General features: G+C 71.0%; 16 protein-coding genes. 8 read left to right on the plus strand and 8 right to left on the minus strand.

What is annotated here, in order from left to right; translation table 11 throughout:
- Positions 1–240 precede the first annotated feature (240 nt).
- A complete protein-coding gene (locus C8K30_RS15035; RefSeq protein WP_108493716.1) occupies positions 241–897 on the plus strand; it encodes a heme oxygenase (biliverdin-producing) in 657 nt (218 codons plus the stop codon).
- A gap of 84 nt (positions 898–981) precedes the next feature.
- Here C8K30_RS15035 and C8K30_RS15040 read toward each other — a convergent pair whose 3' ends face one another.
- From C8K30_RS15040 to C8K30_RS15050, 3 genes are all read right to left on the minus strand, one after another.
- A complete protein-coding gene (locus C8K30_RS15040; RefSeq protein WP_108493717.1) occupies positions 982–4,098 on the minus strand; it encodes a glycoside hydrolase family 38 C-terminal domain-containing protein in 3,117 nt (1,038 codons plus the stop codon).
- 62 nt (positions 4,099–4,160) lie between these two features.
- Positions 4,161–5,501, minus strand: coding sequence for a 6-phospho-beta-glucosidase (locus C8K30_RS15045; RefSeq protein ID WP_108493718.1), 1,341 nt, complete (start codon positions 5,499–5,501; stop codon positions 4,161–4,163).
- Complete coding sequence (locus C8K30_RS15050; RefSeq protein WP_108493719.1) at positions 5,498–6,244, minus strand: DeoR/GlpR family DNA-binding transcription regulator; 747 nt, start codon at positions 6,242–6,244, stop codon at positions 5,498–5,500. Before C8K30_RS15050 ends, C8K30_RS15045 begins: the two co-directional genes overlap by 4 nt.
- A gap of 214 nt (positions 6,245–6,458) precedes the next feature.
- On the opposite strand from C8K30_RS15050, the gene C8K30_RS15055 reads away from it, so the two are divergent.
- The 6 genes from C8K30_RS15055 (at position 6,459) to C8K30_RS15080 (ending at position 12,541) form a co-directional block, all read left to right on the plus strand.
- The gene (locus tag C8K30_RS15055) at positions 6,459–7,403 is read left to right on the plus strand and encodes a carbohydrate kinase family protein (RefSeq protein ID WP_233257189.1); all 945 of its coding nucleotides are present in this window, start codon (positions 6,459–6,461) and stop codon (positions 7,401–7,403) included.
- Between the two features lie 105 nt (positions 7,404–7,508).
- On the plus strand, positions 7,509–8,780 hold the full coding sequence (locus C8K30_RS15060) for an ABC transporter substrate-binding protein (RefSeq protein ID WP_108493721.1): 1,272 nt from the start codon (positions 7,509–7,511) through the stop codon (positions 8,778–8,780).
- Entirely contained in the window at positions 8,777–9,736 is a 960-nt protein-coding gene (locus tag C8K30_RS15065) for a carbohydrate ABC transporter permease (RefSeq protein WP_108493722.1), read from the plus strand. The genes C8K30_RS15060 and C8K30_RS15065 overlap by 4 nt, the downstream gene beginning before the upstream one ends.
- Complete coding sequence (locus C8K30_RS15070; protein ID WP_108493723.1) at positions 9,736–10,623, plus strand: carbohydrate ABC transporter permease; 888 nt, start codon at positions 9,736–9,738, stop codon at positions 10,621–10,623. The genes C8K30_RS15065 and C8K30_RS15070 overlap by 1 nt, the downstream gene beginning before the upstream one ends.
- On the plus strand, positions 10,620–12,002 hold the full coding sequence (locus C8K30_RS15075) for an alpha-L-fucosidase (RefSeq protein ID WP_158281018.1): 1,383 nt from the start codon (positions 10,620–10,622) through the stop codon (positions 12,000–12,002). The genes C8K30_RS15070 and C8K30_RS15075 overlap by 4 nt, the downstream gene beginning before the upstream one ends.
- Positions 12,003–12,151: 149 nt before the next feature.
- Entirely contained in the window at positions 12,152–12,541 is a 390-nt protein-coding gene (locus C8K30_RS15080) for a DUF6223 family protein (RefSeq protein ID WP_108493724.1), read from the plus strand.
- 70 nt (positions 12,542–12,611) lie between these two features.
- Here C8K30_RS15080 and C8K30_RS15085 read toward each other — a convergent pair whose 3' ends face one another.
- From C8K30_RS15085 to C8K30_RS15095, 3 genes are read right to left on the minus strand one after another with little or no spacing between them, the layout of a single operon-like run.
- Positions 12,612–13,274 (minus strand): response regulator transcription factor, encoded by a 663-nt coding sequence (locus C8K30_RS15085; protein WP_108493725.1) that lies wholly within the window; start codon positions 13,272–13,274, stop codon positions 12,612–12,614.
- Positions 13,271–14,506 carry a sensor histidine kinase gene (locus C8K30_RS15090; protein WP_108493726.1) on the minus strand — a complete coding sequence of 412 codons (1,236 nt, stop codon included), beginning with the start codon at positions 14,504–14,506 and terminating at the stop codon, positions 13,271–13,273. The genes C8K30_RS15085 and C8K30_RS15090 overlap by 4 nt, the downstream gene beginning before the upstream one ends.
- Before the next feature lie 55 nt (positions 14,507–14,561).
- Positions 14,562–15,674 carry a WD40 repeat domain-containing protein gene (locus C8K30_RS15095; RefSeq protein ID WP_146197493.1) on the minus strand — a complete coding sequence of 371 codons (1,113 nt, stop codon included), beginning with the start codon at positions 15,672–15,674 and terminating at the stop codon, positions 14,562–14,564.
- A gap of 115 nt (positions 15,675–15,789) precedes the next feature.
- Between C8K30_RS15095 and C8K30_RS15100 the strand changes: the two genes are divergently transcribed.
- Positions 15,790–17,526, plus strand: a complete 1,737-nt coding sequence (locus C8K30_RS15100) for an L-aspartate oxidase (RefSeq protein ID WP_108493728.1) — start codon at positions 15,790–15,792, stop codon at positions 17,524–17,526.
- A gap of 91 nt (positions 17,527–17,617) precedes the next feature.
- Here the strand turns inward: C8K30_RS15100 and C8K30_RS15105 are convergent, their stop codons facing one another.
- Positions 17,618–18,322, minus strand: a complete 705-nt coding sequence (locus C8K30_RS15105) for a cytochrome b/b6 domain-containing protein (protein ID WP_108493729.1) — start codon at positions 18,320–18,322, stop codon at positions 17,618–17,620.
- Positions 18,322–18,804 (minus strand): hypothetical protein, encoded by a 483-nt coding sequence (locus tag C8K30_RS30980; protein ID WP_199230503.1) that lies wholly within the window; start codon positions 18,802–18,804, stop codon positions 18,322–18,324. The genes C8K30_RS15105 and C8K30_RS30980 overlap by 1 nt, the downstream gene beginning before the upstream one ends.

Consider the following 18,804-nt stretch of genomic DNA (forward strand, 5'->3'; position numbering starts at 1 on the left):
TCGGCGACGTGCTGGAGTCAAACAGCGCGGTGTTTCACCCGCTCTTGAGTGTCGTTTCGGGCCGGTTCCGGAATTGCCCCCTTTGTGACTTGCCGATTTCGTCACGGATGGCAAAAGGCCCGGCGCCACGGGCTACCCGCACACCCCCATCGGAAGTTAGGCTGCCCTTACTCTCGCTGCTATGATCGGCAACGTGCTGACACTTTGTCAGCACGTCAGCACCGCGCCGGAGGAGACCCCGTGAGCCTGCCCGTCGAGCACGAAGTCCCCGTCCCCCTGTCCGCCCTGCTGCGTCAGAGCACACGCGCCGAGCACGACGCCGCCAACTCCGAGCGGTTCATCGAGGAGCTCATGGCCGGCGCGCTGAACCGGGCCGCGTACGCCGACCTGTCGGCCCAGCTCCTCGTGGTCTACGAGGCGCTGGAGGAGGCGAGCGCCGCACTGCACGCCGACCAGCGCGGCGTCGGCCTCGTCTTCGAGGAGCTCACGCGGGTCCCGGCCATCGAGCGGGACCTGGCCTTCCTGTACGGGCAGTCGTGGCGCGAGGAGATCCGGATCCTGCCCGCGACGCGGGAGTACGCGGACCGCGTGCGCGAGATCGGCGGCAGCCTGCCGCACTACGCCGCGCACTCGTACACGCGGTACCTGGGCGATCTGTCGGGCGGCCAGATCGTGAAGCGCATGATGAAGCAGCACTACGACCTGGACGACGAAGGGCTGGCCTTCTACACGTTCCCCGACATCCCGAAGGTCAAGGTGTTCAAGGACGCGTACCGCAACGAGCTCGACCAGCTCGACCTGACCGAGGACGAGGTGACCGCCGCCCTCGCGGAGACGCACCACGCGTTCCACCTGAACCGCGCGGTGTTCACGGAGCTGGCCGCCATCCACTGCTGACCCCGGTTGGTCGTGGGCGTGATCTTTGCGCCTGAAACGGGCACAAAGTCGCAACGATCAAGCCCACAACCAACCCGGGCCTCGTCAGGAGTTCCGGACGCCTCGGGTGATCCGCAGCGTCACGATCTGGAAGGGGCGCAGGCCCAGGGTGATCGAGCGGCCGACGACGTCGAGCGACCGCGCGCGGGGCATGCTCCCCGATAGCGGCTCCTCGGTGAGGCTGACCTCGGCGACGCCCGCGACGTCGAACCCCGCCGACAGCGTCGCCGTGGCGCGCCGTCCGAGCGCCTCGTAGACGCGCACGACGACGTCGCCCGAGCGGTCGTCGGCGAGCTTGACCGCCTCGATCCGCACGCCGGGGTCCGAGCTCGACACGACGCTCCACGGCCCGGCCGATCGTGCGATGTGTTGCGCGGTGGAGGGCGCGGCCGTGCCGGCCGCGAGGCGCAGCGGCAGGTTCATCTCGTAGCCCGCCGCCACCGCGTCAGCGACCGACGCGCCCGGCACCACCGCGTAGGCGAACAGGTGGTGCCCCTGGTCCTGGTGCGGGTCGGGCGACCTCGCGGCCCGCACGAGGCTCAGGCGGACCTCGGTCTCGACCTGGCCGTCGTCGCCGACCCGCCGGGTGATGTCGTGGCCGTACGTCCCGGCGTTGACGACGCCGATGCCGTAGCCCGGCTCCTCGACGTGCACCCACCGGTGCGCCACGACCTCGAACCGGGCGTCCTCCCAGGACGTGTTCGTGTGCGTCGGACGGCGCAGGTGCCCGAACTGGATCTCCGCCGAGTGGTGCTGCGCGTGCACGACGAAGGGCAGCGACGCCTTGAGCAGCTTCTCGCCCTCGTGCCAGTCCAGCTCCGCCTCGAGGTGCACGCGGGCGTCGTCGGCCTGCAGGGAGACCCGCTGGGTCACGCGGGACGCGCCGAAGGTGCGCACGACCTCGACCCGCGCGCGCAGGGGACCGTCCTCGACGAGCTCGATGGACTCGACCTCGACGAGGTCGCGGACGGTGTGCCGGTAGTGCGCGTCGATGTCCCAGGCGTCCCACGCGTTCGGCAGGTCCTGGTGGAGCTGGAGCAGGTTGGCCGCGCGGCCGGCGGGCACGAGCTCGCGATCGGCGCGCCGGTCCACGATCGACGTCACGAGACCTCGCGCGTCGATGCGCACCCGCACCAGGTCGTTGCGCAGGACGATGTGCTCGCCGTCGCGCTCGGCCGTCACGGGGTGCGCGGGATCGAGCGGCTCGAAGGAGGCGAGACCGTGGCCCGGCACGCTCACCAGGCCGGCGGGGTCCCCGTGCTCGTCGAGCACGAGCTCGACGCGGGAGTGGTCGGCCGCGTTGACGACCGCGCCGTCCGCCTCGAGGTGCTTGAGCGCGTGCCCGAGCAGCTCGTCGAGCCGAGCGAGGCTCTGGCCGTACTCCTCCTCGTTCTCCCGGTGCACCCAGGCGATCGACGAGCCCGGCAGGATGTCGTGGAACTGCTGCACGAGGGTGGTCTGCCACAGGCGGTCGAACGCGTCGTACGGGTAGTCGGCGCCCCGCAACGCCGCCGCCGTCCACCAGAGCTCGGCCTCGCGCAGCCGGTGCTCGACGAGGCGGTTGCCGCGCTTCTCCCGGGCGTGGGACGTGAACGTGCCGCGGTGCAGCTCGAGGTAGAGCTCCCCGACCCATACGGGCGCGTCCGGGTACTCGGCCCTGGCGCGGGCGAAGAACTCGTCCGGGCTCTCGATCCGCACCCGCGGCGAGCCCTCGAGGTTCGCGACGCGGCGCTGCCGCTCCATCATCTCGCGGATCGGCCCGCCGCCGCCGTCGCCGTAGCCGAACGGCACGAGCGACGTCGTCGCCCTGCCCTTCTCGCGGAACTCGCGGACCGCGTGGTGGAGCTCCTCGCCCTCGAGCGTCGAGTTGTACGTGTCGGCGGGCGGGAAGTGGGTGAAGACGCGGCTGCCGTCGATCCCCTCCCACCAGAAGGTGTGGTGCGGGAACGTGTTCGTCTGGTTCCAGGAGATCTTCTGCGTGAGGAACCACTCGACGCCCGCCAGCCTCGCGACCTGGGGGAAGGCGGCGGTGTAGCCGAAGGAGTCGGGCATCCAGATGCCCTTGGTGGTGACGCCGAGCTCGCGCTCGAAGAAGCGCAGGCCCTGCGTCAGCTGACGGACCATTGCCTCGCCGCCCGGGAGGTTGCCGTCGGGCTCGATCCACTGCGAGCCGACGACGAACCACTGGCCGCGGTCGACGGCGGCCTTGATCCCCCGCCAGGTGTCCGGGTACCGCTCCTTGATCCAGGCGTACTGCTGCGCGGACGAGGCAGCGAACCGGAAGTCCGGGTACCGCTCGGCCAGCGCGAGCACGTTGGCGAACGTCCGGCCGACCTTGCGCTTGGTCTCGCGGATCGGCCACAGCCACGCGGTGTCGATGTGCGCGTGCCCGACGGCGCCGAGCACGTGGGCGGACGCGTTCGCGGGCCGCGCGAGCACATCGGCGAGCAGGGCCCGGGCCGCGGTGGCCGTGCCGGCGATGTCGTCGAGCAGCAGCACGTCGAGCGCCCGTTCGAGGGCGCGCAGCACCTCGTGCCTGCGCGGCTCGGTCTCCGGCAGCTCCTTGAGCAGCTGGTAGAGCACCTCGACGTCGAAGCGCAGCGCCCACACCTCGGGCTCGAACACCGCGAGCTCGGCGGTGGCGAAGGTGTAGGCGGGGTCCGCCGGGGCCGTCGACTTCTCCCCGTAGGCCGTCGGCACGAAGTCGTTCTTGAGGATGTCCGGGTTGGCGGCGGCCTCCATGAAGAAGTGCACGCGCTCGCCGCCCGCGGCGACGTCCGCGATCGGGACGTACATGTTCCGCGGGTGGATGCCCTTGACCGGGACGCCGTCGGGCGTGAAGACCAGGCCCTCGGCCTGGTTGCCCGGCCAGTCGCCCTGGAACCCGGGGTCGACGACCAGCTCGACGGTGCGTCCCGCCCACTCGGCGGGCACGGTCCCGGTGACCTGGAACCACCAGGTCGACCAGGGTCGCCCCCACGGGCGGCCGACGGCGAAGTCCGTGTAGGTCGCGTTCAGCGCCTCGCCGACCGGCACCGGCTCGTCGGGCACCTCCCAGGCGGAGAGGGTGACGGGCGTCCGGGCCGAGTAGCACGCCGGGGTGATCCGCTCGGTGAGCACGCGGTGGATGCGCTCCTCGACGAGCTTCTGGTTCTGGTGCACGGCGTCCGCCTCCGGGTCGGTCGAAGAATCAGTCGAGGGTCAGTCGAGGGTCAGTCGAGGGGTCAGTCGAGGTAGGCGAGCTCGGGGAACGTCGCCCGGGCGCTGTCGAGCAGGGCGTCCGCCACCCGGACCGAGTCGACGAGCGGGTGGTGGGCCAGAGCGCGCAGCGCCGCCGCGCGTGAGCCGCCGATCCCGGCCTCGATCGTCTCGCGCTCGACGTACTTGACCGTCGTCACCAGCCCGCGGCCGAAGTCCGGCACCTGGGCGCCGGGGATCGGGTGCGCGCCGGCGGCGTCGACGATGCACGGCACCTCGACGACGGCGGTGTCGTCCAGCCAGGGGATCGTGCCGGCGTTGGGGACGTTGAGGATGAGGCGCGAGTGCTCGTCGTACGCGATCCCGCGCATCAGCGCGAGCGCCACGTTCTCGTAGCCCCCGGAGACCAGGTCGTCCGCGTTGCGCTCCCCCATGCCGACGGAGTCACGGCTGGTCGCCATGTACGTGGCCTCGCGGTCGAGCCGCGCGGCCTCCCAGACGGCGAGCGGGTCCGGCGCGCCGTGGGCGTCGGACCAGAAGGCGGTCTGCTGCTCGAGGAGGTACTTGGCCCGCGTGTGGGAGGCGAGCTGGTCGGAGTGGAGCACCTCGCGGCGGTAGGAGTAGTAGTGCAGGTACTCGTTCGGCAGCACGCCAAGGGTCTGGATCCAGTCGGCGCCGAAGAGCCGGCCCTCCTCGAACGCCTCGATCTGCCGCGGCCGGGCGAGCAGCTCGGGCAGGCGGTCGACGCCGTCGACCCGGAGGCTGGTCACCCAGCCCAGATGGTTGAGCCCGGCGTAGTCGACCTCGACGTTCGGGCCGGCAGGCAGTCCCAGCGCGGACAGCGCGCGGCGGGCCAGCCCGATCGGCGAGTCGCAGATGCCGATGACCCTGTTCCCGAGCACCTGTGCCATGGCCTCGGTGACCAGGCCTGCGGGGTTGGTGAAGTTGATGACCCAGGCGTCGGGCGCCACCCGTTTGACGAGCTCGGCGAGGCGCATGACCGTCGGCAGCGTGCGCAGGGCGTAGGAGATACCGCCGAAGCCCACCGTCTCCTGCCCGATCACACCGTGCGCCAGGCCGATGAGCTCGTCGTGCGCCCGGCCCTCGAAGCCCCCCACGCGGATGGCGGAGAACACGAAGTCGGCCCCCCGCAGGCCCTCGGCCAGGTCCGTGTGGGTGGTCACGGTCGGGGCGTCGGGCACACCCTGGGCCTGGGTGGCCAGGATGCGGGTCATCGTCCGCAGTCGGGCCTCGTCGGTGTCGACCAGCGCCACGGACGTCACCCGCCCGGGCTCGCGGTCGCGCAGCAGCGCGGCGTGGACGAGCGGTGTGCGGAACCCGCCGCCGCCGATGATGGTCAGTCTCATGCGACGACCACCTCCACCTGCTGAGCGGCGAGGGCGCTCGAGACCTGCTCGGGCACGTCCGCGTCAGTGATGAACCGGGCGACGTTGGGCGCGAGCTTGACCCGGCCGAGGCCGGTGCCGGGGAACTTGCTGTGGTCGGCGAGCACGGTGATCTCGCCCGAGACCTCGGCGATCGCCTGCTTGATCGGCACCTGGGCCATGGTGGTGTCGCGCAGGTCGCCCGTGTCCGAGACCCCGCTGACGCCCAGGAAGGCGTGGTCCGCACGGATCATCCGCAGGCACTCGGTCGTCAGCGGGCCCGAGACCGACTGGTACACCGGGTCGTAGTCCCCCGGCAGCATCACGAGGTGGACGGTGCGGCTGTCCCGCAGCGCCTCGTAGATCGCGAGGCTCGCGGTGATGACGGTGACGTGCCGGCCGTGCAGCATCCGGGCGAGCTGCAACGTCGTCGTCCCGATGTCGAGGACAACCGACTCGCCGTCCTCGATCAGGTCGGCCGCGCGCGCGGCGATGCGTCGTTTCGCCTCGCGGTTGACCGGCTCGACGCTCGCGAACGGGGCGTCCTCCTCGGCGAGGACGGCGCCGCCGTGGGCGCGCCGGATCGTTCCCGCCCGGTCGAGCTGCTGCAGGTCACGGCGGATGGTCGCCACGCTCGACCCCGTCACGGAGGCGAGCTCGCTCACCGTCGCCGCACCCGTCTGTCGCAGGTGATCCAGGATGACGCGCTCACGCAGATCTCTCACGCGAAGCACGCTACCACGCCCGCTCAATTTCGCTCATTTACTCAATCGTAACAATCAAAAGCGTGCAATCTCGCGCAGGCGCATGCTAATCCTTACGGACTCCCTTGCCTCACCGAGGAGGACCATGGCTACCGAACGCGGCGCGCAGGACGCGCCCTTGGGATCCGCTCGGGCGAGCCTCCGACCGGAGGCACGTTCCCCGAGGAGCACTCAGGTGGACACCCTCGTGGTGGGCCAGCTCTTCCTCGACGTCGTCTTCGCCGGCCTGGACGGAAGCCCGCGCCCCGGTGAGGAGACGTGGACCGCCGACTTCGGCTGGGGACCGGGCGGGATCGCCAACATGGCAGTCGTCTCCGCACGGCTCGGGGCGTCGACGGCGATCAGCGCCGTCGTGGGTGACGACCCGCTCAGCGCGTTGTGCGCGGACCATCTCGAGCGCGAAGGCATCGACGTCTCCGGGCTCCGCACCGCGGCCGGATGGACCCTGCCGGTCACGGCCTCCCTGGGTTTCGACGGCGACCGCGCCCTCGTCACCGGCGGCACACCCGCGCCGCGGGGTCTCGCCGAGATCCTGGATCCGGACGTCCGCCCCCGCGTCGCCGTCGTCCACGTCGACAACACGACGCACGACGTCGTCCGCCCGCTCGTCGACCGCGGCACACGAGTGTTCGCCGACCTGGGCTGGGACGCCAGCGGCGCCTGGGACACCACGGTCCTCGACGGGCTCGACGGCTGCTACGCCTTCGTCCCGAACGACGCCGAGGCCATGGCGTTCACACGGACCGAGAGCCCCGAGCGGGCCCTGGAGGCACTGGCCGCGCACGTGCCGCTCAGCGTGGTCACCGTCGGCGCCCGCGGCGTCCTCGCCCTGGACGCCGAGTCCGGCGAACGGGTCCACATCGAGGCGGTCCCGGTCGACGCCGTCGACGTCACGGGCGCGGGCGACGTGTTCGTCGGCGCGCTGGCGGTGGCGTCGCTCACGGACTGGACGCTGCGCGAGCGCGTCGACTTCGCGGCGCTCGCCGCGGCGATCACGGTCTCCCGTCCGGGCGGCGCCGCGACCGCCCCCACCCGGGCCGGCCTCGTCCGCTGGCTCGACGAGCACCCCGCCGCCGCCGACCCGGCGCGGTTCGCCTTCGTCCGTGACGCCGGCCCCTGAACGGCGTCGCCGCCCCGCTCCTCCGACCTCCACCGAACAGCTCCACCCACAGCTCGACCGAACAGCTCGACCGAACAGCTCGACCGAACATGGAGAAGAATCGAAATGCGACTCAACACCTCACGGGGCCGTCCCCTCGTCGCCGCGTTCGCGGCGATCGCGGCCCTGTCCCTCGGCCTGACGGCATGCACGAGCGACCCGGGCGGAGAGGCCGACTCCGACGGATCCCTGACGATGTGGATCTGGCCGGGTGGCCTCAGCGACACCGTCGTCGAGACTGTCACGGCCGACAACCCCGGCCTCGAGACGTCCGTCATCGGCGACGACTTCAAGCAGAAGCTGCTCACCGGCTTCACCGCCGGCGCGGACATCCCCGACATCACCGGCGTCAAGGGCGAGGACATGCCCTTCTTCCTCCAGGAGCCGGACCTGTTCACCGACCTGAACACGCTCGACATCGACGACGTCGTCGGCGACTTCCCGGAGTGGAAGCTCGCCGAGGCCACTACCGAGGACGGAAAGCTGCTCGGCCTGCCGATCGACATCGGCCCGGCCGGCCTGTTCTACCGCGAGGACATCCTGAAGAACGCAGACCTGCCGACCGACCCGGACGAGGTCGGGGCGGCCACCGCGACCTACGAGGACTACTTCGCCTTCGGCGAGGAGCTCCAGAAGGCCGACCCGGAGGCGCACCTCGAGGTCTCGGCCGGCGGCCTCTTCGGCAAGATCATGGGCCAGAGCGAGACCAAGTTCGTGAGCCCCGACGGCGACTTCCTCGGCGAGAGCGACGCCGTGCGCAACGCCTGGGACCTCTCCATCGAGGCGTGGGACCGCGGCCTGGTGGCCGGGATCGAGGACGGCAGCCCCGACTGGGCGTCCGCCGTCAACGCCGGCGTCCTGCCGACCCTGAGCGGCGCGGCCTGGTACGCAGGCGACATCAAGAACAACGCCGCCGACACCGCCGGCAAGTGGCGGGTCACGCAGATGCCCGGGGGACCCGCGAACATCGGTGGCTCGTTCCTGACGATCCCGGCCGCGACCGAGGACAAGGAGGCGGCGCTCAAGGTCATCAAGGAGCTCCTGAGCCCCGAGAACGAGGCAGTCATGTACACCGAGACCGGCAACTTCCCGGCCCGCATCACGGCCCTGGACGAGCCCGGCCTGCACGACGGCGACGACTTCTTCGGCGGCCAGGACACCGTGTCCGTGTTCGTCGAGGCCTCGGAGAACATGCCGACCGTCTACAACAGCCCGCTCGACAACCAGGTCGCCGCCCCCTACTACACGGAGCTGGGGAACGTGCAGACGGGCAAGGACCCTGAGCAGGCCTGGGCCGACGCGGTAGCGGCGGCCAAGGAGGCTCTGGAGTCCGCGTGACACTCACAGCCTCTACGGTGCCGGCGGAGGCGCGCAGCTCGGCGCGCCCCCGCTGGCGTCGCGCCCTGCGCGCCTGGCCCGCGTACGCCGCGATCGCGCCGTTCTTCATCCTGTTCCTGTGCTTCGGCCTGTATCCGACGGCGTACTCGCTCGTCCTGTCGTTCCAGAAGTGGAACGGGCTCGGCGCTCCCGAGTGGGTCGGTCTCGACAACTACGTGCAGCTCGTCTCCGACGAGACGTTCTTGCTCTCGGTCCGCAACACCTTCGTCATCTTCGCGCTCTCGACGATCCCGATGATGATCATCGCGCTCGTCGTCGCCGCCATGCTCAACAACGCCGTGCGCTACAGCACGACGCTGCGGATCGCGTACTTCGTACCGAACATCACGTCGGTGGTGGCGATGGCGATCCTCTTCGGGGCGATCTTCGGCGAGTCGTTCGGGCTCGCGAACGCGCTCCTCAACGCAGTGGGCCTCGCGGACGTCAAGTGGTTGTCCTCACCGTTCGGCATCCAGCTCACCATCTCGATCCTCATCACGTACCAGTGGACCGGGTACAACGCGATCATCTTCCTCGCGGGCATGCAGTCCATCGACAGCGAGATCTACGAGGCGGCCAGGGTCGACGGCGCCGGCCCGGTGCGGAGCTTCTTCTCCATCACGCTCCCCCTGCTGCGGCCGACGATGATCTTCGTCCTCATCGTCTCGACCATCACGGGGCTGCAGAGCTTCACCGAGGCACAGGTGCTCACCGGCGGCCCCAGCACGACCAACCCGAACAGCGGAGGCACCGGGCAGGGCGGCCTCACGATGGTCCTGTACTTCTACCAACAGGCATTCAGCCACAACAAGTTCGGCTACGGCGCCTCGATCGCGTGGGGGATCTTCCTCATCGTTCTCGTCTTCGTGATCATCAGCTGGCGCTACAGCGTGAAGAGAGAGGACCCCACGCGCTGATGAGCATCCTCGCCTCGCCACGACCCCAGACACCGCGCCGGGCCCCGCGCCCCGCGCCGTCCGCCGGGAACCGCCGACGCCGCCGACTCGGGCTGTACCTGATGCTCACGTCCGGCGCGCTCCTGTCGGTCTTTCCCCTCTACTGGCTCGTGGTCATCGCGAGCAACACGACGAGCGACATCTACAAGTCGCCGCCCAAGCTCCTGCCCGGCAGCCACCTGTTCGAGAACATCGAAGCGGTCTTCGACAAGATCGACTTCGTGGCTCCGCTGGCCAACACCCTGTTCGTCTCGCTCGCAGTGACCTTCCTGGTGCTCTTCTTCGACTCGCTGGCGGCGTTCGCCTTCGCGAAGTTCGAGTTCCCCGGCCGCGACGCGCTGTTCACGGCAGTCCTCGTGACGTTCATGCTGCCGATGCAGCTCGCGATCGTCCCGCAGTTCATCACGATGGTGAACCTCGGCTGGGTCGGGCACCTGCAGGCGCTCATCGTCCCCGCGGCGGCCAACGCGTTCGGGATCTTCTGGCTGCGCCAGTACATCAAGTCCGCCGTACCCGACGAGCTGATGGACGCGTGCGTGCTCGACGGCGGAGGGTTCATGCGCCAGTACGTGACCGTGTGCCTGCCGCTCATCCGCCCGGGGCTGGGCTTCCTCGGGCTGTTCACCTTCATCTCGACGTGGAACGACTACCTGTGGCCCCTGACGATCCTGACGGATCCGCACCGGATCACGCTCCAGGTGGCGCTGGCACAGCTCCAGTCGGCGTTCGGCCAGGACTACGGGATGATCATGGCCGGCGCGCTGCTGGCGACCGTGCCCCTCCTGGTGGTCTTCCTGTTCGGCGCACGGCAGTTCATCGGCGACATCGCGAAGGGCGCAATCAGATGACCACCTCGACGCACGACGGCGCCCCCAGCGAGGACCCACTGCGCGAGGACTTGCTGCGCGAGGAACTACTGCGCGAGGATCCACTGCGCGCCGAGGCCGTCCGGCGGATGCGCGAGCGCCGCTTCGGGATGTTCATCCACTGGGGCCTGTACTCGGCAGCGGCCCGCAACGAGTGGATGCGGCACCGCGAACGGACGCCCGACGCCGAGTACGAGCGGTACCTGGCGCACTTCGAGCCGGACCTGTTCGACCCCGTGGAGTGGGCCGACCTCGCCGCGGCAGCCGGCATGAAGTACGTGGTGGTGACCACGAAGCACCACGAGGGCTTCTGCCTGTGGGACACGGAGCACACCGACTTCTCCGTCGCCTCGACGCCGTGGCGGCGCGACCTGATCGGCCCGATCGCCGAGTCCTTCCGTGCGCGCGGCCTCGGCGTCGGCATGTACCACTCGCTCATCGACTGGCACCACCCGCAGTTCCCGATCGACGGCCTGCATCCCCTGCGCGACGACGACGCCGCGCGGGCGGAGGTGCGCGACATGGCCGAGTACCGCCAGTACCTGCACGCCCAGGTCGCCGAGCTGCTGACCGGGTACGGCCCGGTCGAGCAGCTGTTCTTCGACTTCTCCTACCCCGAGCACGTACACGAGGGCACGCTGGTCTGGGGCGGCAAGGGCGCGCGGGACTGGGGCAGCGAGGAGCTGCTCGCGACCGTCCGGAGGCTGCAGCCGGGCATCCTGGTCAACGACCGGCTCGGCATCCCGGGCGACTACGTCACGCCCGAGCAGTACCAGCCGGAGGAGCCGCCGACCGTCGACGGCGCCCCGGCGCTGTGGGAGGCATGCCAGACGATCAACGGCAGCTGGGGGTACGACCGCGACAACGCCACTGCCAAGTCGCCGGACCTGCTGCTGCGGATGCTCGTCGACACGGTCGCCAAGGACGGCAACCTCCTGCTCAACGTCGGGCCGACCGCTCGGGGCGAGCTGGACCCGGTGGCCGTGGACACGCTGCGCGCCATCGGGCAGTGGATGTCGCGCCACGGCCGGGCGATCCACGGCGCCGGACCCGCCGCGTACACCCCGCCGCCCGACTGCCGCTACACCCAGCGCGGGAACCGCCTGTACCTGCACCTGTTCGCCTGGCCGTTCGAGGCGGTGCACCTGCCGGGGCTCGCCGGACGGGTGGAGTACGCCCAGCTCCTGCACGACGCGTCGGAGATCCCGATGGAGGTGCTGCCGTCGGACGCCGAGTCGCACATGACCAGCGCAGCCGGCACCGGCGACAACACCCTGACCCTGTGGCTGCCGGTCCGGCGGCCCGACGTCGCGATCCCCGTCATCGAGCTGTTCCTGCGGGAGGACCTGCCGGGGGACTGACCCGGGCCGGACGCAACCCCGGTGGTACTCCGCCCCGCGCTCGTACGACTGACGTGGGTGCCCCTGTCGCAACCCCAGCGGGACGACCGGCGACCACGCCGGTGCCTATGGTGCGACCTGTACCCGTCACGCGAGCGAAGGGATCCACCATGTCCGTCCAGCACCTCCTTGCCACCGCCGCAGTCCCAGCAGCCGCGCAGGTCGCGGCCCAGCAGGCCGTGAGCTCCTACGCCCTGACCTCCGGGCGTCTCTGGGGCTTCGTGGCCATCGCGCTCGCGCTGATCGGCATCGCCGTCGGCGGGCTTGCGCTGGCCCGCCCTGCCAGCCGGATCGGCACGGACGCCGGGCAGCTCGGGGCCGCGCTGGCCCTGGCCGCGGGGATGCTCGGCGCCGTCATCGGTGTGCTGGTCGTGGCCACCTCCGGCGGGCAGCTCGGCACCGGCGGCGGGCTGGCCGGGGGCGTCGTCGCCATCGCGCTCGGGCTGGCCGGCATCGCCGTCGGCGGGCTTGCGCTGGCCCGCTCCCGCCGCACGAGCTGAGCGGGGCGCCGGCGCCCGCGCGAAGCCCGGCTGTCAGAGCAGAGGTAGCTGCCCTGACCGCGCGTCCCGATCAGGAGCCTGCGAGCCAGCCGGGGACGGTCAGCCCGGACTCGTAGGCGAGGATCACCAGCTGGGACCGGTCCCGGACCTGAGCCTTGGTCATGATGCGGCTGACGTGCGTCTTCGCGGTGGCCGGGCTCAGTACCAGCCGCGCCGCGATCTCGGTGTTCGACAGGCCCGCCGCGACCAGGGCCATCACCTCGCGTTCCCGGTCGGTGAGCCCGCTCAGCCGTGGGCCGGGGTCCGGGTGGCGGGCCCGGGCCGCGAACTCGGCGATCAGCCGCCGGGTGATCGCTGGCGCGATCAGTGCGTCGCCGCGGGCCACCACCCGCAAGGCGTGGATCAGCTCCGCCGGCTCGCTGTCCTTGACCAGGAAGCCGCTCGCACCGTCGCGCAGCGCGCCGTAGACGTACTCGTCGAGGTCGAACGTGGTCAGGATGATCACGCGGGCATCGGTGCTCGCGGCGATCTCCCGGGTGGCGACCAGGCCGTCCACGCCGGGCATCCGGATGTCCATGAGGACGACGTCGGGGCGCAGCTGCCGGGCGAGCCGGGTCGCCTCGCCGCCGTCGGCCGCCTCGCCAATCACCTCGATGCCGACCTCGCCGTCCAGGATCGACCAGAACCCGGCGCGCACCAGGGCCTGGTCGTCGGCGAGCAGCACCCGGATCACGCTGGGCCTCCCGGCGACGCGGGGCGCCCGGCAGCACTCGAAGCGGTGTCCGAGACGGGGCCCGAGGCCGGCCGCGCGGCACGGTCCGAGGCGGCGCCCAGGACAGAATGCGAGACGGTGCCGGCCCCCACCGGCAGGCGTGCCAGCACCCGAAAGCCGCCGTCGGGCCGCGGGCCCGTAGTGAGCGAGCCGCCCAGCGCCCGCGCCCGTTCGTCCATGCCGAGGATCCCGTTCCCGCGCGGGCCCAGCGTACCGGTGCCGTCGTCCTCGACCTCCACCAGCACGTCATCGCCCTCGGACCGGACCCGGACCACCGCGACGGCCGCCCCGGCGTGCCGGGTCACGTTGGTGAGCGCCTCCTGGACTATCCGGTACGCGGCCAGGTCGACCTCCGGCGGGAGCGGCCGGGCCTCGGTGAGCTCCGTGCGGACCTCCAGCCCCGCGGCCCCGGCCGTCGTGACCAAGTCGGGGAGTCGGTCCAGGCCGGGCAGCGGCGCGGTCGGCGCCTCGCCGTCCTGCCGCAGCACGCCCAGCGTCGTGCGCAGCTCCCGCAGCGTCTCCTTGCTCGCCTGCTTGATGGCGGTGAGCGCCTGCTCCGACCGAGCCGGGTCCGGACGGTGCAGCGCGGCGCTGGCCTGGACGTTGATCAGCGAGAGGTGGTGACCGAGCACGTCGTGCACCTCGCGGGCGATGCGCAGCCGCTCCTCGGTGGCCCGGCGCCAGGCCTCCTCCTCCGCCCGCTGCTCGGCGGCGAGCACCCGGGCCTGTGCCTCGGCGAGATATGCCCGCCGGTTGCGGGTCACGCCGACGATGACCGCGACGAGCCAGCCGGCGTGCAGCAGCGTCGCGCCGTTGGAGGTCTCGCGGTCGTAGCCGTCAGCAATCGCGAAGGTGACCACCGAGGCGAGCCCGAGCCCGATTGCAACCGCAAGGTACCCCTCGTCGACCACCGTGTAGAGCGCCACGACGAACACCAGCATGATCGGGCCGGGTTGCTGCAGCAGCGCCCCGTACCCGCTGACGGCGACCAGCGCCACCACTCCGACGGACACCGGGTAGCGGTGGCGCAGGTACAGCGCGGCGGAGGAGATCAGGACGAGCAGCAGCGCCGCCCGTTCGGCGTCGGTGTCGATCCCGCCCGACTGCACCACCAGGCCCAGAACGGCGACCAGGCCGACGCCGAGCGCCAGGCCCGCTTCCGCCGTCCGGCCACGCCATCGCCACCTCGACATGGGCCGAGCCTACGTCCCGCCGGATACCGGACGACGTCCTACGCCCCGTCATGGGCTACCGAACGGCACGCTCCAGGTCCCACAGCCGGACGGCGCCGCTGTCATCGGCGGTAACGGCCACGCTGGTCCCGGCGACCTGGGTGACCACCTGCAGATGCTGCCCGACGATCGGGTCCCCGATCTGTTCGCCGCGGGCCAGGTCCCACACGCGGGTGGTGCCATCGCCCAGGCCACCGTCATAGCTTCCGGTCACGGCGATGGATCGGCCGCCGACGGTCGCCGTGCCCAGTGTCTCGATGCGATCGGTGTGACCGGCCAGGGGCGACCCGAACGGCTCCTGAGTCGCGAGGTCCCACACATGCAGCATGGTGTCGTCGCCGCCGGCCACTACAACCGCTCGGTCATCTACCTTGGTTATCGCGAAGGCTCTGGCCGCCGCGCCGATACCGGTCAGCGGCTCTCCGATCTGCTCACCAGTCAGAATGTCCCACACCTGAAGGAAGTCGTCGTGCCCTCCGGTGACAGCGATCGGTCGGCCATCGACGGAAGCAGCGCCCATTCCGCCGTTGTAGCTGCCTTGAAGTTCCGCGAACCGTTCACCGCTGGACACGTCCCACGCGAGCAGCTTGCCCGTCTCACAGCTGCTGATCGAGAGCAGGCCCCGCTCATACGGCACGGTGGTGAGCGAGCAGACCGCCAGGACGTGCCCGATCATGACCTTGCCGACCCTCCCGCCTGTACGTAGGTCCCACGCCCGTACGATCCCGCCGCTGGTATCGGAGTCGTCCCCGAGGGAGAAGTCGTACCGGGCGCCACCCGTCACGACGACGGGCTGCCCGTCGAGGTGCGCCACCGTCGCACGCTCGGCGATGTTGTACGGGTCCACCTCGACCCGGTCCGGCGGGAACTCGTCGTCCTCGTCCTCCTCGTCCCAGTAGCCGTTCTCGACATACCAGGCGTCGTCAGGGCCGGCAGCGTCGAGGTCCAGGTGTCGGCTGACGCACTCGCCCCCGCGGAGATCACAGATCCACAGCACTGCTTCATTCCTGTCGACGCTGACCGTGACGGGAACACCGTCCAGCTCGATCACAGGCGTCGGGGAATACGGGGTCCGGGTCGAGCCATGGATGTGGCCGGTGTAGTCGCGCAGCATTCGCTCATCGGTCATGCGGCGGACCCTACTCAGCACCACTGACAACGAGGCCGATGACCCATATCACCTGATGAGAATGCTCACAACGGCGACCCGTCACGAATCGCGCTCGCACGTTGTCAGATTGAGTATGAACACCACCGAACGACGCATCTCCACAACAGCGCTCGTCATCGGCACGGGCGGGTCCGGCCTGCGCGCCGCGATCGAGCTCGCCGAACAGGGGGTGGACGTACTGGCCCTGGGCAAGCGGCCGCGCATGGACGCCCACACCTCGCTCGCCGCCGGCGGGATCAACGCCGCCCTCGGCACCATGGACGCGGAGGACAGCTGGCAGCAGCACGCCGCGGACACCATCAAGGAGAGCTACTTCCTGGCCAACCCGCACACGGCCGAGATCGTCGCGCAGGGTGCCGCGCAGGGTATCGCCGACCTCGAGCGGTACGGCATGGCCTTCGCCCGGGAGGACGACGGGCGCATCTCCCAGCGGTTCTTCGGCGCGCACACCTACCGCCGCACCGCGTTCGCCGGCGACTACACCGGCCTGGAGATCCAGCGGTCCCTCGTGAACCGGGCGACGCAGCTCGACATCCCGATCCTCGACTCGGTCTACGTCACCCGGATCCTGACCCACGACGGCGCGGTGTTCGGCGCCTACGGGTTCGACCTCACCGACGGCACGCCGTACCTGATCCACGCCGACGCCGTGATCCTCGCCGCGGGCGGCCACAACCGCATCTGGCGGCGCACGTCGTCCCGCCGCGACGAGAACACCGGCGACTCGTTCCGCCTCGCCGTCGAGGCCGGCGCGCGCCTGCGCGACCCGGAGCTGGTCCAGTTCCACCCGTCGGGCATCCTGGAGCCCGAGAACGCCGCGGGCACGCTGATCTCCGAGGCGGCGCGCGGCGAGGGCGGCATCCTGCGCAACGCCCTGGGCGAGCGGTTCATGCAGAACTACGACCCCGAGCGCATGGAGCTCTCGACCCGCGACCGCGTGGCGCTCGCCGCGTACACCGAGATCAAGGAGGGCCGCGGCACCGCGAAGGGCGGCGTCTGGCTCGACGTCTCGCACCTGCCGCGCGAGACGATCATGACGCGCCTGCCGCGCGTCTACCAGACGATGCTCGAGCTGCAGATGCTCGACATCACGGCCGAGCCCATCGAGATCGCCCCCACCGCACACTACTCCATGGGCGGCGTGTGGGTGCGGCCCGAGGACCACAGCACCGAGGTCGACGGCCTGTACGCGATCGGCGAGGCGTCCAGCGGCCTGCACGGTGCCAACCGCCTGGGCGGCAACTCGCTGATCGAGCTGCTGGTGTTCGGCCGCATCGTCGGCCGCGCCGCGGCGGCCTACTCGGCCGGCCTGGAGGCGCAGCGCCGCTCGCACGACGCCGAGGCCTACGCCCGCGCCGAGGTGGCCGACCTGCTCACTGCCGACGGGCACGAGAACGTGCGGGCCCTGCAGCGGGCGATCCGCAACACGATGACCGAGCACGCGGGCGTCGTCCGGGACGAGGAGGGCCTGGTCACGGGCCTGCGCGAGCTGGACGAGATCGAGGCGCGCACCAAGGAGATCGGCATCCACCCGGACATCGCCGGGTTCCAGGACCTCGCGCACGCTTTCGACCTCAAGGCGTCCCTCATCGCGGCCCGCGCCACCCTGGAGGCCGCCCGCGAGCGCCGCGAGACCCGCGGCTGCCACAACCGGAGCGACTACCCGGACCTGGACCCGGCGCTCCAGGTGAACCTGGTCTGGTCCCCGAGGACCGGCATCGTCCGCGAGGAGATCCCGGAGGTCCCGACCGAGATCGCGACCCTGATCGCGGCCCAGGAGGTCTCGACGGAGGGCAAGCTGGTCGAGTAACCCTCCCCCGGCCCGGTGAGTGCTGGGTATTCGCCCTTTTCGTGTGCCAGAAGGGCGAATACCCAGCACTCAACGAGTTGGGGCGGGCGGGTCAGCGGCGGTGGCGGGGGTTGTGGGCGTGGCCTGTGGCGCGTTCGGTCCAGGCCGGCCAGACGCGGTGGGCGTCGCGCTCGTGGAGCTTGCCGCCCAGGTGCATCGCCCGCCACACCCCGCGGTACCCGGGCAGGATCCCGGAGGCGATGATCACGTGCCCGACGACGACGGGGGTCACCACGTAGGTCGACCACCTGTGCACCAGGGAGAACCAGACGAACGCCGGGCCTCCGCTGACCAGCACCAGCCCCACCCCCGACACGACGAGGGCGACCAGCGTCGCGACGAGCACCAGGTTCGCGATGCGCTGGCCCGGGTCGAACCGGCCCTCGTGCCGCCCGAACCGTCCGGTGAAGATCGCGGCCGGCCAGCGCCGGAACCACGCGCCGTCGCCGCGGTGGAACCGGACGGACTCGCGCCAGAAGGTGCGCCATCCCCGCGCGCCGGCGACGACGGCCAGCACGGTCAGCCCCGCGAGGACCCAGCCGGTGACTGTGTGCAGGTCGGCGTCCGACACCCCCGTGGCGCGCGCGACGACGCTCGGGCTGCCCTCGTGCCCCAGCAGGAGCCACCACCCGGTGGCCAGCAGCACTATGACGGTCACGTACACGCCGGCGTGGAGCCAGCGGGCCGGGCGCGGGTTCCTCTCGACCGTGCCGGCCCGAGCGCCGTCGGGCTGGACGTCACCCGGTTCAGTACCCATCAGTACCCATCGTCGGTGTCGCCGCCCGTGTCGCTCCCCGCGCCACCGGCCCCGACGGTCACGGTGACCTCGGTCTCCACCCCGGCGGGCGAGTGGTCGGCGTTGCGCAGCGACGCGTTGATCACGTGCTCGCCCTCGGGCAGGTCGGTGACCTCAGCGCTCTCCCCCTCGACCACCATGTACTCCTCATCGTCGCCGTCGAAGAACACGTGGACGTGGTGTGCGCCCGACTCGGTCGGGCCGAGCTCCTCGCTGGAGGTCAGATCGACGGTGAACGGCACCTCGACCGTGCTGCCGTCCGTCGGCGACGTGATCTCGAGGGTCATACCGCCAGCCCCCGCGTCGCCGCCGTCATCACCGCCACCGCCGTAGCCGCCGCCTCCTCCGCCGCCACCACCGCAACCCGCCGCGAGCAGGACGGTCAGCGCCGCCCCGGCGAGGAGTCTCGCACCTCGTAGCCTGGTCCCTCGTAGTCTGGACAT

The sequence above is a fragment of the Promicromonospora sp. AC04 genome, from assembly GCF_003058225.1.
Classification (GTDB): domain Bacteria; phylum Actinomycetota; class Actinomycetes; order Actinomycetales; family Cellulomonadaceae; genus Promicromonospora.

Bases quoted from the DNA above. Each gene is read 5' to 3' on its own strand.
- C8K30_RS30980 (WP_199230503.1), bottom strand. From the start codon at position 18,804: ATGTCCAGACTACGAGGGACCAGGCTACGAGGTGCGAGACTCCTCGCC.
- C8K30_RS15070 (WP_108493723.1), top strand. From the start codon at position 9,736: ATGAGCATCCTCGCCTCGCCACGACCCCAGACACCGCGCCGGGCCCCG.
- C8K30_RS15045 (WP_108493718.1), bottom strand. From the start codon at position 5,501: ATGAGACTGACCATCATCGGCGGCGGCGGGTTCCGCACACCGCTCGTC.
- C8K30_RS15060 (WP_108493721.1), top strand. From the start codon at position 7,509: ATGCGACTCAACACCTCACGGGGCCGTCCCCTCGTCGCCGCGTTCGCG.
- C8K30_RS15090 (WP_108493726.1), bottom strand. From the start codon at position 14,506: ATGTCGAGGTGGCGATGGCGTGGCCGGACGGCGGAAGCGGGCCTGGCG.
- C8K30_RS15095 (WP_146197493.1), bottom strand. From the start codon at position 15,674: ATGACCGATGAGCGAATGCTGCGCGACTACACCGGCCACATCCATGGC.
- C8K30_RS15105 (WP_108493729.1), bottom strand. From the start codon at position 18,322: ATGGGTACTGAACCGGGTGACGTCCAGCCCGACGGCGCTCGGGCCGGC.
- C8K30_RS15080 (WP_108493724.1), top strand. From the start codon at position 12,152: ATGTCCGTCCAGCACCTCCTTGCCACCGCCGCAGTCCCAGCAGCCGCG.
- C8K30_RS15075 (WP_158281018.1), top strand. From the start codon at position 10,620: ATGACCACCTCGACGCACGACGGCGCCCCCAGCGAGGACCCACTGCGC.
- C8K30_RS15100 (WP_108493728.1), top strand. From the start codon at position 15,790: ATGAACACCACCGAACGACGCATCTCCACAACAGCGCTCGTCATCGGC.